Genomic DNA, 17,955 nt, shown 5'->3' with positions numbered 1-17,955 from the left:
CGGCACCTAGGTCAAAAACCCCTATTAAACGGACCAGAAAGCTGTTTAAACAAATAAAATCATTCCAAAAGGGAATAAACGTAACTAACTGATTGTCATTGCGTATAAGAAGCCATCATTGTTAGTTATTCTTAACAAAAACCTAAATCTTAAAGGAGTTATAATACTTCGGATGTTGATAACCCGAATTGATAAATGTTGATATGTTGATAATTACCTGTTAATGTGATTATTATATTGATTACTTAAATGTTTATTTTGCACCTCTAATTGTTTATAAAGTGTTGAAAACGAGTGTACTTTTAATTGTGATTACCTTCACCCTTGTATTTTGTGGTGAAAATGCGCTTGCATCAACAACCTGGACAGGCGGCACGAGCACGGACTGGAGTGTTTCCGGCAACTGGTCAGCGGGCGTTCCTACTTCGGGTGTCGATGTTATTATACCAACAACTCTAAGGCTCCCTACCGTTACTGCAACTTCTGCCTGTAACTCCATTACTGTTACCGGCGTTAGCACTATTACTTTATCTGCAGCATTAACCGTAACCAATGGGTTAACTATTAACTCAAGTTCGGTATTTCAGTTTGCAGGTTCTAATACAGTCACTTTTGGCGCAGCATCATCTGCTGGCAATCCATCAGTTTTCACCATCGGTTCGGGCTGTACGGTAGTATTTAATGGTGCTATGTCATTTAGTCCAAGCGCAACACTTACTAACAACGGTAACCTCAAATCAAATTCAGCTGCCGGCATATCCACAAGCAACCCGGGCAGCATTACCAATAGCAGTACAGGCATCATAACACTAACCGGTTCATTGTTAAATATCGCCGGCAGCGGTACCTTGTCAAATTCGGGCCAAATAATTGCTAATTCATCATCAACAATAAGCACCGGCAACCCGGTAACATTTTCAAATACTTCCACTGGCAGTATAAAGTTGACAGCATCAACTTTAAATTTTGGTGGAGGCACCACTGTTAGCAATGCAGGTTCAATCATCGCTAATTCCGCATCCTCAATCATTGGCAACAACCCTGTGCCTATAGCCAATACTGGCAGTATATCGCTTTCGGCTTCGACAATGACGTTAAACGGAGGCTCAAATATTACCAATACAGGTACGGCTTCGGTTTCTTTACTATCAGCGTCAACAGCCACATTACAAAACCCCTCGTTTATAAATAACAACAGCAGCGGCAGCAGCCTGACAATAACCGGCTCAACTATTGATGTTCAGGCAGGCGGCTCAATCACAAACTCGGGTACTATTACCGTAAGCGGCACCTCAAACTTTAAATTAAACGGCAACACCGCGCCATTAACCAATAATGTAAGCAGCACTTTTACTGCAACAAATACAGCTTTTATAATGGTTGCCGGTGCGTCAATTACCAATACCGGCGCCACAATGTCGTTAACGACCTGCACTATGGCCTGCAGCGGAAACCCAACAGTTATTACCAATCAAAACAGCGGCGCGACCTTAGGTAATTTCACTATAGATAATACCGCTTTTACATTTACAGGCACTAATTCAATTGTAAACTCCGGCACTTTCACCGCCAAAAATGGCTCGTCAATAAACATGACCAGCGCCACGGCATCGAGCGCGATAACTAATACAGGCACATTTTATGCCGGGCTCTCGAACTCATCGTGCATTATTACTTTAGATGGCAATCAGCCTAAATTAAATAACAACGTTGGCTCAGTAAACGGAACCTTCTACCTCGGCTCCACATCTATTATATATCCAACGTCGGCAAATTGCGTAATGACCAACACAACGAACTGCAAGTTCACCCTTCAGTCGGACCAATACGGGTCGGCAGCTATCGGCTCAGTTCCGGTTGGCGCCAATCCAAGCCCATCATTGGTTGGCACCTACAATGTTGAACGTTATTTACAGGGCGGCACAACTTACGATGCTGTTAAAAAACGTTGGGTTGAGCGCAATTACCGTATCATCTCTTCGGCAGTCAATACCGGCACACAGGTTAACAGCAACAATGTTTACGCCTTAAATTATATTGTTGGTGCTACCGCCGGTCAAACCACAGCGGCCAGCAGCGCTACAAATGCATTTATTACAGGGGCGGTTGGCGGTAGCACCAGCGCAGGTAACCCGTCAACTTATTTATATCGCGAAAACAGGGCCATTAGCAATGCCAGTTTCACAAGCGGAAATTTTATCGGCATAACTAATATCACATCGCCTTCGGCAATCGGCACGTCCGACCCTGGCACCTGGAGCATCCCCGTAGGTAACGGCGTGTTATTCTTTTTTAGAGGGGCTGCCACAAACTGGGCAACCCGAACCGCGGCCCCTTTTATTGCACCGGAAAACGTAACTTTAACTCAAACCGGTATTTTAAACCAAGGCTCTATAACGGTTAAAGACTGGTACACGCCATCGTCAGGAAACCTCGGCTACACTACTGCTTCAGGCAACTCAGCATATAACCGGGGTTTTAATATGGTTGGCAACCCTTACCCCAGCACCATAAACTGGGACAAGGTTAACACCGGCGGCATTACCGCAACAAATATCGACCCAAGCATTTACGTGTTAGACCCCGTAAGCAATCAATACAATAGCTACTCATCAAGCACACATGTGGGCAACCCGGTTACTTTTACCGGAGACATTGCGAGCGGACAAGGATTTTTTGTAAGAGCTTCGGGTACCGGCGCTGTTTTAACTTTCAACGAAACTGCAAAAACACCAACCACGCAGTTAACCGGCGGAAATTTGTTAATGGGTGCGCCTGTACAACAAGAAGTTGCTAAATTAATGCGCCTTAAGTTATTTGCCGACTCGAACAATTATGATGACATACTTATAGCCTTTAAGTCATCGGCAAATACAAAATACAATGGATATGAGGACGCCCGCGATTTAGGCGGCATGGGTGCTCTTGAAGGTCTCTCAAGTTTTTCGTCGGATGGTGTTCCGTTAGCAATAAATTCGGTACCATATCCCAAACAGGCACCTATGGTTATTAAGCTAAGTGTAACGGCTACAATTTCGAGGCAATTTACCCTAAAAAGGACGATACTCGATTCCCTTCCTAAAATTTATGAAGTATGGTTAATGGATAAGTTTGCCAAAGACTCGCTCGACCTGCGTAACAATAACTCCTATGTATTTAATATAGATTTAAGCGATACCACCACTTATGGCGATAACCGCTTTACTGTTGTGATACGGCAAAACAAGGCACTGGGCGTTCACTTACTTGATTTTACGGCCACCAAAGCTACCGACGGCTCATTGGTTAGCTGGAAAACTGAAAACGAAGAAAAATACACCAACTTTAGTATTGAAAGAAGCACCGATAATGGCGTAACTTATGATGTACTAGGTGGATTTCTGTCGGCCGCACAGGGCACCTACAACTTTACTGATAAAAGCCCAGTAAAGGGTGTAGATATATACCGGTTAAAAACTGAGGACTTGAACGGCACCATCAGTCATTCACAAAATGTTTCATTAACCTATGGCAGTTCGGCCCAGGCAGTGGCAAGTTCAAATATTAATGTTTACCCCAACCCCACACGAGGCACTATAAACTTGGCTATTAAACCCGATACAAGGGCAAATTTACTTTCGGGCATACAAGGCTTAAATAAAAATCCGTCGCTGGCTGCACCAAGCCAGTCGTACGCTATTAAAATTGTTAACATAACCGGCAGTGTGGTAAAATCAGCAAACTCATCGCAACCGAGTTGGCAGGACGATGTTGGCACCCTGCAACCCGGCACTTATATTATACAAGTAGTAAACAACAACGATAAAACGGTAGTGGGCAAAACCACTTTCGTGAAGATGTAATCTTGATCGGTGTATTAGGTTGATCAAGTTGGATTGAGTTAAAGTTGGCGTCAGCTGTTAACTCAATCCAACCTAATCAACTCAATCCAACTTAATTAACCTACCCTACTTCCCCGCCCTTTTCCCAAACCGGGGTCTTTTAAAGCGAATATTGTGGAAACTTTTTCTTTCGGATTTCGGGCCTTCTGCACATCACTAAGCTATTAAGCAAGTTTTTACTAACCAATGCTTAAACACCACCACTTAAAGGCAAAATAACTAACTGACATTATTCGGTCTGTATTATTCTGTAATTTATTCTTCACTAATTTCCCCTTAGCATTGTTATTGCTGAACATACAGCGATTTGATAAATTATTGATTTTTTTAACACTGTGCTGATAAGGTAAACAGGCACTTATAGGACTAACATTCTATAAAATACTGTTATTCAATTTATTAGCTACAGTTTATTTTTAATGTATAATTTATAGCTGGTTTTGCCCTGCAATGTTGAAAACCTAATTCTTTATTATTCATTAAACAATATTTTAATAACTATTATATTAAAAAAACATGTTTTAACGAAAAAACAGTGCCTTTATCAGAAAGCAATTGTTTTTTTTCAACATTAATTAATAACTTGATGCCCCCAAAGCAATCCAATTGCTGCGAGGGACTGATTTGATACTTTATTGCCACTAATTTGAAAACACGTATACTGTTTAGTTTACTGGTATTAGCAACGCTTGCTGCACACGCTGTGGGCATTAAAGCCAGTACTAACGCGAACCTTAGTTCTATAACGCTTAACCCGGCATCGTTACTTACAAGAACGGGCAGTTCGGCATCCCTGGTAACTTATACTGCCTCGGTTAGCGCTGCGGTTACTTCGGTTACTCAAAAAGCCATTACTATCGACCCAAATTCAACAATGACGGTAAACGGCGTTCCGGTGGCGTCGGGAACAGCATCGGGCAGCATTGCACTTAATGCGAGCGGAACCACCACAATTACTACCATAGTTACTGCACCTGCCGGAAATACCCGTACCTATAAAATCATCATCAGCAAAACCGGCTCTAATATCGCAACCCTCAGTAGCATAAGTGTCAACCCCGCCGCATTACTTACCAATACCGGTACTGTTGGTACAACAACTACCTACGCTACCTCTGTTGCTACATCGGTTACATCTCTTACGCAAACCGCCGTTACTAACGATGCTAACGCAACCATGACGGTAAACGGCGTTCCGGTAACGTCAGGAACAGCATCAGGCAGTATCGCACTTAATGCAATCGGAACCACTACAATTACTACAGTAGTTACTGCGCCCGCTGGAAATACGCACACGTACAAAATCATCATCAGTCATAGCGGTTCTAACATTGCAACACTCAAAAGCATTAGTATCAACCCCGCAGTATTACTTACCAATACAGGTACCTTTGGCACAACAACTACCTACACCGCATCAGTTGCTGCATCAGTTACCAGTGTAACGCAAACAGCCGTTACTAACGATGCTAATGCAACGTTGACGGTAAACGGCGTCCCCGTAACATCAGGCACAGCCTCGGGCAGCATTGCACTTAATGCAAGCGGAACCACTACAATTACTACCGTAGTTACTGCGCCGGCAGGCAATACGCACACTTACCAAATCATTATTAGCAAAACAGGTTCTAATATTGCAACCCTAAACAGCATAAGTATCAGCCCTCCGGCTACCCTTACCAATACAGGTACTGTTGGCACAACAACTACGTACACTGCATTTGTTAATGCGTCTGTTACCAGTGTAACCCAAGCCGCCATTACTACCGATGCCAATGCAACAATGACGGTAAACGGCATTCCGGTTGCATCAGGCGTAGCCTCGGGAAGTATTACACTCAATGCAAGCGGCACCACTACAATTACAACAGTAGTTACTGCACCCGCCGGCAATACCCACACTTATCAAATTATCATCAGTTATAACAATCCAATTGCCACCACGTGGACAGGCGCCGCGGGTACTTTGTGGAGCGATGCCGGTAACTGGACATCAGGTGTGCCAGTGGCCACTACCGACGTTGTGATACCTGCTACACCCAATCGCCCTGTTTTAGATGTTGCCTCAACATGTAATTCTTTAACCATTGATGGCAATACTACAGTTACGGTGAACCACCCTTTAACAATAGCCAGCGTATTAAATGTTCATACACCTTATACTTTAATACTTGCCGGCAACAGCACGACAGACGTAGGCGGATTGCTGACGATTGGGCTATCCGGAAGCGTTAATGTCTCAGGTTCGTCTGTATTAACGCTCGATAACGCTCTTATTTTTAGTAATGGAGCAAGCCTGGTTAATAACAGCAAAGTAATTACAAAGGCAAACTGCGTGATTACTTTTAACGGCGGCACAAATCCGAGCACATTAATTAATAATGGTGTATTTACTGCCACAACAACTTATTTCGAACTTACCGATGGTACTTCAATCACCAATACCGGCACTTTAACTGCGGATGCAGCATCGGAGTTTACTTTGGGCGATAAAAATTCGGGCATTGTAAATTCAGGTACGTTTAATGCAGGTACACCCGGCTCAAAATGCAGTATAATGATCCCCGGGCAAAACTCATCCATCAGTAATTCGGGTAATTTTATTCTTGGGGCAGCATCTGTCATTTACCCATCGGGCAATGGCGCAAAAATTATCAATACTAATACGTTTACTTTAAAATCAAGCAACAGCAGTTCTGCTGCAATCGGTCCGCTGGGTTCCGGCGCTGCATGCGTTGGTAATTTCAGCGTTGAGCGTTATATATCGGGTGGAACCGGTTTCAGGGGCTACAGGTTGATGTCATCGCCTGTTTATGGCAATACCGTTGGGTCAACTAACGTTTACAGCATAAATTATCTTAAAAACAGCGCATATATTACAGGCACAACGGGCACTGCGGGTGGTTTCGACAAAGCGGGCAACCCAACGCTCTACTTATATCGTGAAAACCTGCCACCATCAAACGCATCATTTACCAGTGGTAATTTCAGGGGAATAAATACAATAGGAACCGGCACCAATTACAGCTATTTAATTGATGGAGACGGCCCCACCCCATTCAGCATCCCGGCTGGCGCAGGATTCTTATTCTTTTTCAGAGGGGACCGTTCGGCTGATGCGCTGGCCAATGAAACGGTGCCAAGCTATATATCAACACCGACTACTTTGACTGCTACCGGCATTTTAAACCAGGGCAATATTGATGTTAAGGAATGGTATGGCGCAGCCGATTTGAAATCAACCAACACAGGCTTTACATTGGTTGGCAACCCTTATGCAAGTTCCATAAACCTTGACACCTACAATGGTGCCAACGGCACAACAGGCATTATCGGTACTGGCCTGTTCCCCAATATTTACGTACTTAACCCTATAACCAAAAACTACGGTATTTATAACCCAACTAACCCACTGCTGGCTATTAACGGCGCCAGTAATATTGTAGTAAGCGGCCAGGCGTTTTTCGTACAGGCTGACCCTGCTGCAAGTTCTGCATCGCTAAAATTTACCGAGGCTGCCAAAATACCCGATGTGCAGGCAACCCCTGGCCCCAACGGCAATTTTTTGATGGGCATGCCCGCAGGACCGTATGACGTGCGACAAATGCTGCGTTTAAAACTCGCCATTGATAGTTTTAATTACGACGATATCGCTATTGCGTTTAATTCAAACTCTTCGTCAAAATATAACAGGCAGGAGGACTCGGAATACCTGGCTGGCATGAGTGCTCCGGAGGGACTGGCAAGCTTTTCTACCGACGATGTACCGGTTGCGCTATCAATAAACTTTTTACCGCTGCCTAAAAAAACACGGCAAGTAATAAAGTTAAAGGTTGATGCAACAAACAGCGGCCGCCTTACACTGCAGAAAACCCAGTTAGACTCGCTGCCAAAAATATATGAGCTGTGGCTGATGGACCGTTACAAGAAAGATTCGCTGGATATACGTAATAATAACTCGTATGTGTTTGACATCAACAAGGCTGACACCGGCAGCTACGGCAACAACCGTTTTACAATTATAGTTAGGCAAAACTCTGCGCTGGGCATACACCTGCTTGACTTTACCGCCACAAAATCCACCGGCGGCGTCCTAACGGCATGGAAAACTGAGAACGAAGAAAAATACACCAATTTTACAATTGAAAGAAGCACCGACAACGGCATTACTTTTGATGTAATGGGCGGCTTTGCTTCAAACTCGCAGGGTGTATATAATTTTACAGATAAAAACCCGGTTAATAACGCCATGGATATTTATCGCTTAAAAATTGAAGATTTAAACGGTACCATCAGCTACTCAAAGGCAATTGCTTTAAGTTATGGCAATGCGCCAGCCGCTGCGGCTGTTGCTAATACAAAAATCAGCGTATATCCCAATCCTGCAAGTGGTATCATCAACATGTCAATCGGGCAAAATACAAAGACCGGCATGTTGACAGGCATACAGGGAATCGACAAAAATCCCGGATTAAAATCCAATCAATCATACGCTATTAAAATAGTTAGCGCATCGGGTAATGTTGTTAAAACGGCAACATCGTCGCAGCCAAACTGGCAGGATAATGTGGCCACGTTGTTGCCCGGTACGTATATTGTACAGGTGCTTAATAATGCGGATAATTCTGTAGTAGGAAAAACCACTTTCGTGAAGCTGTGATTTGATTAGAGATTAGTTAATTAGCAACCAGAGATTACTTAAAAGCTTAGAATATCAATCCCTATTCAACTAATCTCTAATTCACTAACCCCTATCCCACTATCTTCATATTCTCCGCATCCCAGTGGATAACTTTGTTTTGGAAATAGCTCTCATTGCATGATAGCGCCGGGGCCGCTGCACGGAAACCAAATACGGCATCTTCAACTACGGGTTTGCCGGTACGGATAGAATCCATAAAATTTGCAAAGTGTTCGTTGGATGCATTGTATCCCGGTGGGGCGCTGAAAGTTACCGGCGCCAGCGTCGGCCGCAGTTGGTCGGCGGCGGAATATCTTTTATTGTAGTCGTCCATCAGTGCCTTTTGCATCGCGTCGGGGTAAGTACTTAACGAATCCCAGCCGCCAATACCAGGCGCAACCGACAGCTTGTTTTTATGGATGGTGAACCCATCGCCCTCGCCAAATAAATCAATCACCCCTTCCGATCCAATAATCTTAGTTGAGGTGCGCTCACCTTCGCCACTGATAAAGTTTACCCGCAGGTTTGCCTGGAAGGCCGGGTGCTCCGGTGTTTCAGGATATTCAATAACTGCTCTCATAACATCCGGCACATTGCGGCCATCTTTCCAGTAGTAGGTGCCTCCAATGGAATATATTTTGCTGGGGCCTTTTGAATCTGTTAAAAAATGAATACCTGTAAGCAGGTGCACAAAAAGGTCACCTGCCACGCCGGTGCCGTATTCACGGTAATTTCTCCACCGGAAAAATCGGTTACTATCATAAGGCAGCTTGGTTTTTGCGTGTGCCTGGTAGCGATCCCAGGCCACTGTTTGCGGCCCTGCATCAAGCGGAATAGTGTATTGCCAGGCCCCCAGTGCGCTTTGGCGGTTAAACGATGCCTCAATTGAATTTATCTGCCCAATAGCACCCGATTTATACAATTCCTTCGCTTTTTGAAAAGCAACACTGCTTATCCGCTGACTACCAACCTGGAAAACCGCTTTGGTTTCCTGTTGCACCTTTATTTCACCCAAGCCCTCGCTCAGGTAATGCACCATTGGTTTTTCGCTGTAAACGGCCTTGCCTTTGCGCATGGCATCAATGGCTATTGTGCTGTGCCAGTTATCACTGGTGGCAATTATTACGGCATCAACATCCTTACGGTCGAGTATTTCGTGGTAATCAACCGAGGTGAAAATGTTATTGCCGTAAATTTCTTTGGCGCGCTGCAGCCGGCCCTGGTATAAATCGCACACGCCAACCAGTTCAACGCCTGGACAGGTAAGTGCGGCCCGTGTATCATTAAAACCCATTATCCCCATGCCGATGGTTGCGATCCGGATTTTATCATTGGCGCTGTAGCGTTTTTCGGCCTGTAATAGTCGCCGCTCATGGTCCTCCATTGCTGCAAAGCTCGAAAGCGACGCAGATGTGAGCACTATTGTGCTGCCCAGTTGCTTGATAAATTTTCTGCGATCAGATGACATAATCCTTCGGTTTTAGATAATTTTAATAATTGGGTTTTACCAGCATTGCGGGAACAACGACGGGAATAATTGATATTGCAATATAAGGATTTAGATTTATGGTTATTGAGCTGAATGGGGTTTATTGAAATTATTTTTTATGTCCAAACAGAAAAAAAATCAACCATTTTATGACGACACATTGAAGCAAAAAATGCCACCCTAATCCGGATGGCATTTTTTTAATGCGTCCAATAAAACCCTCTACCAAACCTTCACCCTATCCTTTTCCTCCCTATACATTTTATCACCCGGCTTTATATTGAATGCCTTGTAAAACTCGGGCATGTTTGATACCGGCCCAATTACCCTGTACATGCCAGGCGAATGCGGATCTACGTTAATTAACATCCTTGTTAACTCATCGCTGCGCTTTGCCCGCCACACCTGCGCGCACGACAGGAAGAAACGCTGGTCAGGCGTAAAACCATCAATTTTTTTGTCGCCTTTGCCTTCAGGGGTGTTTTTAAATGCCTGGTAAGCAATGGCCAGCCCGCCAATATCTGCAAGGTTTTCGCCTTGGGTTAAACTGCCGTTTACATGCACATTGTTTAAAACAGTAAAACCGTTGTACTGGTTAATCATTACCTGCACCTTGCTTTTAAATTTATCGGCATCTTCTTTTGTCCACCAGTCTTTCAGGTTCCCGTCCTTATCATACTGACGGCCCTGGTCGTCAAACCCATGCGTAAGTTCGTGACCAATTACCAGGCCTATAGCGCCATAGTTAATGGCATCATCGGCGTCGTTATCAAAAAACGGGTACTGCAATATCCCGGCCGGGAATACAATTTCGTTGAAGGTTGGGTTATAATAGGCATCAACTGTTGGCGGTGTCATACTCCATTCCGACCTGTCGACCGGCTTGTTCACCTTTTTGATCTGCTCATTATAATTATGCTTCGCTAATGATTGCAGGTTGGCGTAATAGGTATCCTTGTTAATTTCAACATCGTCATAGGTTTTCCATTTGTCGGGATAACCTATTTTTTTGGTGATGATATCCAACTTGGCAATTGCACTCTTTTTGGTTTCAGGACTCATCCAGTCAAGCTTTTCTATACGGTCGCGGTATGCGTTTTGAAGGTTATTTACCAGGCTAAGCATACGCTGTTTAGCTTCGGGTGTAAAATACTTTTGCACATACAATTGCCCCAGCAATTCGCCCAGGCCGTCATCAACTTTAGCAACGATGGTTTTCCAGCGTTCTTTTTGTTTTTTTTGCCCGTTCAAGGTTTTTCCATAGAATTCAAAATGTGCATCAGCAAAATTTTTGCTTAATGATGCGGCGGCGCCATCAAGCGTACCGAAATAGGCTTTGTCCTTCCAAACTGCTATTGGTTGATTTTTCAACAACGAATCGAGTGCCTTGTAAAACTTCGGCTGCCCTGATAATACTGTATCCGTTTTTAACCCCATCAATTGGAAGGTGCCGGCTAGATCAACGTCGGGCATCAATTTCTGAAAATCGCCCACCGTGAACTTATTATAGTTTTTTTGCGGATCGCGCAATTCAACCGGACTTAGACTAGCAGCTGCAATACTAGTCTCCAACTTTAAAATCCCATCAGCCTTTGAAGCCGCCATTTTAGGATCGATACCGGTCAGCGTAAATAGTTTAGCTATATATTTAACATATTCGTCCCGTATTTTTTTTGATGCCGAATCGGTATTAAAATAATAGCCTTTTTCAGGCAGGGTTAACCCTGTTTGATCGAAATGAGCCACATTTTTCGAACTGATTTTATCATCTGGTGAAACATAAAATCCAAATAAAAAGCCATCACCATCCTTAAAACCAGTTGCCGCCAGGTTTACCAGGTCTTTATAATCCTTTATCACGTCAATTTTAGCCAGCAATGGTTTCACCGGGTCGTAGCCCAGTTTGTTTATGGTCGCGGTATCCATACCGCTTTTGTACAGATCTGCAACTTTTTGTTCTTTGCTGCCTGTGGGGTTGTCGTTTACTGATATATCATCCAAAATGCTGTGCAAGTGCTTTTGGTTATCATTATAAAGTATGTTGCCCAGTCCCCAGCTATTTTCGCTTGGCGGTATTTGCGAATCCTTTATCCATTTGCCGTTGGCATATAAAAAGAAATTGTCGCCCGGCTTTACCGAAGTATCCATGCCGCTTTTATCAAAAAACACAGTGCGCTTCGGGGCATCGGCTTCGGATGACGTTTTAGGCTGCTTGCAACCAGCAATAATTATAAAAGGTGATGCAAGTAAGATGTATTTTGCTAATCTCATTGGGTTAAGGGTTTATAGGTTAAAGATAGGATAAAATTATTGTTGTGATTTCACGGATTATATGCTGATCTCACCTGTTTTTATTTGTTGGGATTTTTCGCAGTTGTTTGTTTTAATAGGCGCTCAAGAGGGCTTTGCCGTTGCACCGATTGGAAGATGATTTCACCGATTGCTGTTTAGAGATTTCATTGATTATTTATCCATTGTTCATTGTCGGCTTGCCTTGAGATTATTTATATGCCGGCCAATGCAACTGCTTTGAACTATGAACCATCCTCCATGAACTGCTTCACAACCTGTTAATATTCAGCTAAATGTTAACAAATAAATCACACCATAGTAACGTTTATATGGAACGTTATCGCTTATTTTTATAGACCGTAAAAAGGTCAGCTAAAATTTACCACCTAAATATAAATTTATGACCTGGAGAAAATTTAGCGGCGAGGTTATTAATTCGCCCATCTTAGAAGAAGTTGAACGGGCCATTGAACGGGAAACCAACCTGGGCAACAAGCTTAAGGTATGTATCGGCACCGACTCGCAGGTAAAAGGCGCAGTAACTGATTTTGCTACCGTAATTGTTTTTTTGCGCGAACAACGTGGCGGGTTTATGTTTATCCACCAGGAACGTACTTCGCAAAAAATGAGCATTAAAGAAAGAATGCTGAACGAGGTGCAAAAATCAATCGACATTGCCTACAAACTTTGCGACTTGCTCGACCTGTATGAAGTTGACCTTGAGGTGCATGCCGACATTAACACCAACCCGATGTTTAAAAGCAACCAGGCCCTGCACGAGGCTATGGGTTACATCTTGAGTATGGGCTTTGTGTTTAAGGCCAAGCCCGAAGCTTTTGCCAGTTCGTACTGCGCCAATAAAATGGTTCAGTAAAATTGCTGAAAACAATTTCGGTGTGGCTATATTTGATATTTATATGGAAGAGAAGCAACTAAATATCAAAGCAGCTATGTCGCCACTAATTGAAATCAACGATTCGGCTTTTGCCGGCTCTAATACCATCCTCATCGACGCCCGGGGCGGTGCCGAGTCGCACCAACGCTATCTTGCCGGCCATTTAAAAAACGCCATTTATGCCGATTTGGACAAGCACCTGGCGGCCAAAGTAACTGACGCCTCACAAGGCGGACGGCACCCTTTGCCAGACGTCGAAGCGTTTGCTGCCTTGTTGGGAAGTTGGGGCGTTACCCCCGAAAGCCATGTAATTATTTACGACGACAAATCGGGCGCGTTTAGCGCAGCGCGTTTATGGTGGATGTTGCGGGCCATTGGCCACACGCAACTGCAGGTGTTAAATGGTGGCTTGCAGGCGGCTAATAAAGCGGGCATCGAACTAAATAAAGATGGCTACCAACCCAAAGCCGCAAAGCCTTACCCCGTACATGGCTATTACGCCGGCACTGTTGATATTGAGGAAGCTGGCGAAGCCGCACAGGACGACAGCCGCATTGTTATAGATGTAAGAGAAAGTCCGCGTTATCTTGGCCAAACCGAACCTATCGATTTAATTGCCGGTCACATTCCCGGTGCGGCAAATTTGCCTTACGTGCTGAACCTTGATGCTGACAGTAAATTTTTACCTGCCGAAATTTTGCGGAGCATGTATCACGATACCATAGGCAACGTGGCAGAAGAAGATGTGATTGTACATTGCGGCTCAGGTGTAACCGCGTGCCACACCCTTTTAGGGATGGCTTATGCAGGTATTATAGAACCAAAGCTGTATGTTGGTTCATGGAGTGAATGGTCGAGACGTGACTTGCCAATGGCGGGAGCGGAGAGGAATTAATAAGTAGGGTAATTTTCTGACAATGGAGATAAAATACCTGGCGATATTAAAAAATAATCCGGCGCATAAATTTGAAAATTCCGACTATGTAAAAAGGCTTGAACCGCTGACTGAAGCGGAAATTAACGAGTTGGAAATATTATACAACAATGGCAATATATTTCCTATTGCGCTAAGAGAATTATTGTTTTTGGCAGGTAATTATTGTTACGTGTTGGATTTTGGGATGAATGATACACAGCAAGCATTACAGGCAGTTGCCAAAAGGGATTTGATTAGATATAAGAAAAGCATAGAGCGGCCTTTTTTCGCGATCGATGTGTATGGCGGAGGTGGGCAATTCCTTTTTGTGTATCTGGACGAAGGAGACGAGGATCCAATGGTTTACGAAGCGGATTTATTCGAATCACACCCATGGATTCATAGTTTACACGAAACATTATCCCAATTAATAAAGAGTCTGATGATTCGATTTTTAAATGGACAAAATCCCTTCTAAAAGCGCGTCTAAATTGGTCAATACGTAATTATAAATGGAACACGTCATCACAAGAAAGGCTCAACTATCCGACCTCGATACACTCCTAACCTTTGAGCAGGGCATAATCTCCGCCGAGCGCCCATTTGATTCAACGTTAAAAGATGGGGAAATCCATTATTATGATTTGGGGCAGATGATTACCGCACCCGATGTGGAAGTAATTGTAGCTGAGCTTGACGGTGAGGTAATAGGTTCGGGCTATGCCCGCATTATGATCCCCAAAAGTTATTTAAAGCATTCAAGATATTGCTACCTGGGTTTTATGTATACCAAACCGGAGCATCGCGGCAAGGGCGTAAACAACAAAGTATTGGAAGCGCTGAAAGCCTGGGCCCTTTCACAAGATATCAGGGAGCTGCGACTGGAAGTTTACCACGAAAATCAGCCTGCGCTTAAGGCTTATGAAAAAGCGGGATTTAAGGGGCACTTATTGGAGATGCGACTGGGGCTTGATTAATAAATATTATTAAAACCGGCGCCCAAATATTACCGTAACTTACAGCGTGAAATCATACGTATTAGAAACCGAACAAGCCATACCCATCAGCTTAGAACAGGCCTGGGATTTTTTCTCCTCGCCGTTAAACCTGGCAAAGATTACGCCCAATGATATGAAGTTTGTGGTGACATCTGATTATAAACCTGGTACCAAAATGTACGAGGGCATGATCATCACCTACAAAATTTCACCCTTATTAGGTATAAAGCTAAACTGGATGACTGAAATAACGCACGTTAAGGAAGGTGAATATTTTGTAGATGAACAACGCTTTGGCCCCTACGCCCTCTGGCACCACGAGCACCATTTTAAAACCATAAAAGGCGGCGTGCTAATGAGTGATATTTTATACTATGCCATCCCATTTGGGCCAATAGGCAGGCTAACGAATGCCGTTTACGTAGGCAAACAAATAGAAAAGATATTTGCGTACAGGGAGAAAGCGATAAGGGAGTTGTTTGGGGAGGTGAGCTGAAAGCATAAAGCTGAAAGCAAAAAGTCATAAATAGAAAAACCGAAAGCTATTGATTGGATCAATAGCTTTCGGCTTTTAGCTTTTTGCTTTCTTCTTATTTATAATCCAGCCTGTAAATAAAGGCAAGCGACACGGAGGTGCCAATACCTGTGTTACGACCTGTTAAAAACCGGCCGCCACTTAAAAACAACGATGTTTCGCGGGTGAACGAGTGGCCGAAACCTATTGAGGCCTGCAGGAACGAAAAATCTTTATTGGTTTGAGGTATTACCGAAAAACGCTTGTCGTTACTTTGCGAGTAGATGCCGCTTACTGTTGCCGATATCTGGTTTTCGTAATCCTCATCAAGTGTTAAGCCGAATGTAGCATTGTACCTGTTTTGTATAGGGCCATTGGTTCCAAAATACTGGCGCACGCCATCAGCAGCATTAAAATAAGTGCTCAAACCACCAAGGTGACCTGTCCCGGAAAATGCAAGTTTTAACTCTGCGCCTTCCTGCCCATAGCCAAGGCTGTTATTGTTCGAATATAATGGTGTAATGGCAGTACCCTGTATGGAAAAGTAATAAACAAAATCAATATTTGCCAGGTAATATCTTAAACCTGTTTCCATATCGGTAAGTCCCGAACTGGTTGACTGCGGCAGGCCCGTTTGGTCGTACATGTTATATACAAACGGAATTGATGCAACGGCGGCAAATTTTCGGCTGATGCCATATTCGGCATATAAGGTTACACCCACAGATGAGAACTTGCCATTATTTGGAAAACGACTTTTCACTCCTGTTGAATCCCATTGCGAATTGGCAAAAAAGTAGCTTACAGAAGGAGCAATCAACAACCGACCTGGGCGGGTGGGAAAGCCACCATCGGCATAACTAACGCTTTCCGTCGTTATAAAAAGTATCAGCGTGAAAAATAAAATTCTTGTAAAAGTCTTCAAAAGGCTCATGATAAATGGTTAATGTTAAAATAAAGCAAAAGTGTCGCGCATCCAGCGGCCCTCGTATACCACATACTTCTTGCCAATCTCGTGCGCCAAATCCCTGAAGATAATCAGGTGTTTGTCGGCCGGGATGCCGTTGTAAATAGTTTGTACTGTGTTTGGCGGTGCAATATTATCAACCATGCCCATGCCCATCAATGTGCGGCATTTTATTGCTGATGCAAAGTTTTTGGCATCAAAATAGTCCATATTATTTAACACCTTATCAAAAGTTAGTCCTGGTCTTGTATTAACATATCTCTTTATGTCGTTAAAAGGCCAGTCAACCTGGTTAGCCAAATTTCGCACATCGCCAAGTATCGGGTTCGCTGCCGAACAAAAGCTTATACGGTTATCAACGCCAGAAGTTGCAACAGCCAGGAATCCACCCAAGCTACCGCCAACAGCAATTATGTTATCGTGCCTTAATTCGGGGCGGGTATAAATAAAGTCTACCGCCCGAACACAGTCCATAATGGCGCCTTTTAACACGTATTTATTTTTGTCCTCAACACCAAGGGTTATGTAAGTTTCTTTGCGTACGTTAATTACATCCCTGCTGTTGCCCTGCCCGCGAATATTTAATGATAATATGGCAATATCCGGATCGAGGCCATACAGTGGCTTCAAATCAACCTGGTAACCCGGTAGTGCCAGCATCACTACAAATTTTTTATTCTTGTTTTTCGTTATGGGCTCAGTTAACCATCCGCGAATGGTTAAACCACCCAGCGATTTCATTTCAACCAAAAAAACTTTTCTCTTGTCTTTGCTCGAGTCGGGCATTTCGGTAACCTTAAACTCGGGTTTTACAGTTGCAAGTTCGGCTTTTGCATTCGCCCAAAATGAGTCAAAATCGGCTGGTTTGCCGTATTGCGAGCGTATTTCATCGGGGCGTATGCCAAATGCTTTGCGGGTAGTATCGTCATAATCGGTTACATTAATCATGAAGTTGATTTTGTAAAACCCTGACGGCAGGCCGGCTATATCAAAATTATAACTGGCAGAACCTTTACCGCCTAATTTTACAACAACCGAATCTGACCTCATTTTTTTGCCGGCCTCGGTGGTTACTTCGTATTTAACCCTGCCGGTTTGCGGTGTGGAGTAGGTGCTGCTTACATCAAAAGTATACGATGCTGTGGAATTGAAAACGCCATCTTTATCGTGCGTTATTACATTGGTATTCACGGTACCATCCTGCGCGGCCACCCGGTTAACACCGGTTATGCATGCCAGGACAAGGGCTATTACCAGGAATTTATTTGTAAACTTTACCATCATAATTTGACTCATTAACTGGCCGGCATCAGGCTGCCAAT

11 protein-coding genes are annotated in these 17,955 nt (G+C 43.8%); 7 read left to right on the top strand and 4 right to left on the bottom strand.

All coding sequences use genetic code 11. The features are described from left to right. Window positions 1-308: 308 nt before the first annotated feature. On the top strand, window positions 309-3,842 hold the full coding sequence (locus Q0R52_RS06485) for a T9SS type A sorting domain-containing protein (RefSeq protein WP_295793233.1): 3,534 nt from the start codon (window positions 309-311) through the stop codon (window positions 3,840-3,842). 685 nt (window positions 3,843-4,527) lie between these two features. After that, on the top strand, window positions 4,528-8,541 hold the full coding sequence (locus tag Q0R52_RS06480) for a cadherin-like beta sandwich domain-containing protein (RefSeq protein ID WP_295793231.1): 4,014 nt from the start codon (window positions 4,528-4,530) through the stop codon (window positions 8,539-8,541). Window positions 8,542-8,632: 91 nt separating this feature from the next. On the opposite strand, the gene Q0R52_RS06475 is transcribed toward Q0R52_RS06480, so the two are convergent. Together Q0R52_RS06475 and Q0R52_RS06470 are read right to left on the bottom strand one after the other, a co-directional pair. Further along, entirely contained in the window at window positions 8,633-10,030 is a 1,398-nt protein-coding gene (locus Q0R52_RS06475) for a Gfo/Idh/MocA family oxidoreductase (protein WP_295793229.1), read from the bottom strand. Window positions 10,031-10,273: 243 nt separating this feature from the next. Then, window positions 10,274-12,322: a M13 family metallopeptidase gene (locus tag Q0R52_RS06470; RefSeq protein WP_295793227.1), complete on the bottom strand. Its 2,049-nt coding sequence runs from the start codon at window positions 12,320-12,322 to the stop codon at window positions 10,274-10,276. 421 nt (window positions 12,323-12,743) lie between these two features. On the opposite strand from Q0R52_RS06470, the gene Q0R52_RS06465 reads away from it, so the two are divergent. From Q0R52_RS06465 to Q0R52_RS06445, 5 genes are read left to right on the top strand one after another with little or no spacing between them, the layout of a single operon-like run. Then, window positions 12,744-13,217, top strand: coding sequence for a ribonuclease H-like YkuK family protein (locus Q0R52_RS06465; protein WP_252792985.1), 474 nt, complete (start codon window positions 12,744-12,746; stop codon window positions 13,215-13,217). A gap of 43 nt (window positions 13,218-13,260) precedes the next feature. Then, window positions 13,261-14,133: a sulfurtransferase gene (locus Q0R52_RS06460; protein WP_295793224.1), complete on the top strand. Its 873-nt coding sequence runs from the start codon at window positions 13,261-13,263 to the stop codon at window positions 14,131-14,133. A 22-nt stretch (window positions 14,134-14,155) separates the two neighbouring features. Continuing rightward, window positions 14,156-14,632, top strand: coding sequence for a hypothetical protein (locus tag Q0R52_RS06455; RefSeq protein ID WP_295793222.1), 477 nt, complete (start codon window positions 14,156-14,158; stop codon window positions 14,630-14,632). Between the two features lie 34 nt (window positions 14,633-14,666). Then, window positions 14,667-15,131 (top strand): GNAT family N-acetyltransferase, encoded by a 465-nt coding sequence (locus Q0R52_RS06450; protein WP_295793221.1) that lies wholly within the window; start codon window positions 14,667-14,669, stop codon window positions 15,129-15,131. A 46-nt stretch (window positions 15,132-15,177) separates the two neighbouring features. Next, window positions 15,178-15,648: an SRPBCC family protein gene (locus Q0R52_RS06445; protein ID WP_295793219.1), complete on the top strand. Its 471-nt coding sequence runs from the start codon at window positions 15,178-15,180 to the stop codon at window positions 15,646-15,648. A gap of 94 nt (window positions 15,649-15,742) precedes the next feature. Here the strand turns inward: Q0R52_RS06445 and Q0R52_RS06440 are convergent, their stop codons facing one another. Next, window positions 15,743-16,600, bottom strand: coding sequence for a hypothetical protein (locus Q0R52_RS06440; RefSeq protein WP_295793218.1), 858 nt, complete (start codon window positions 16,598-16,600; stop codon window positions 15,743-15,745). Window positions 16,601-16,615: 15 nt separating this feature from the next. After that, entirely contained in the window at window positions 16,616-17,917 is a 1,302-nt protein-coding gene (locus tag Q0R52_RS06435) for an acetylxylan esterase (protein ID WP_295793216.1), read from the bottom strand. Window positions 17,918-17,955 lie beyond the last annotated feature (38 nt).

Origin of the sequence: Mucilaginibacter sp. (assembly GCF_025359345.1) — a bacterium.
Taxonomy (GTDB): domain Bacteria; phylum Bacteroidota; class Bacteroidia; order Sphingobacteriales; family Sphingobacteriaceae; genus Mucilaginibacter.
The sequence above is the reverse complement of the archived record's forward strand: the minus strand, read 5'-3'. Positions and strand labels throughout refer to the sequence as shown.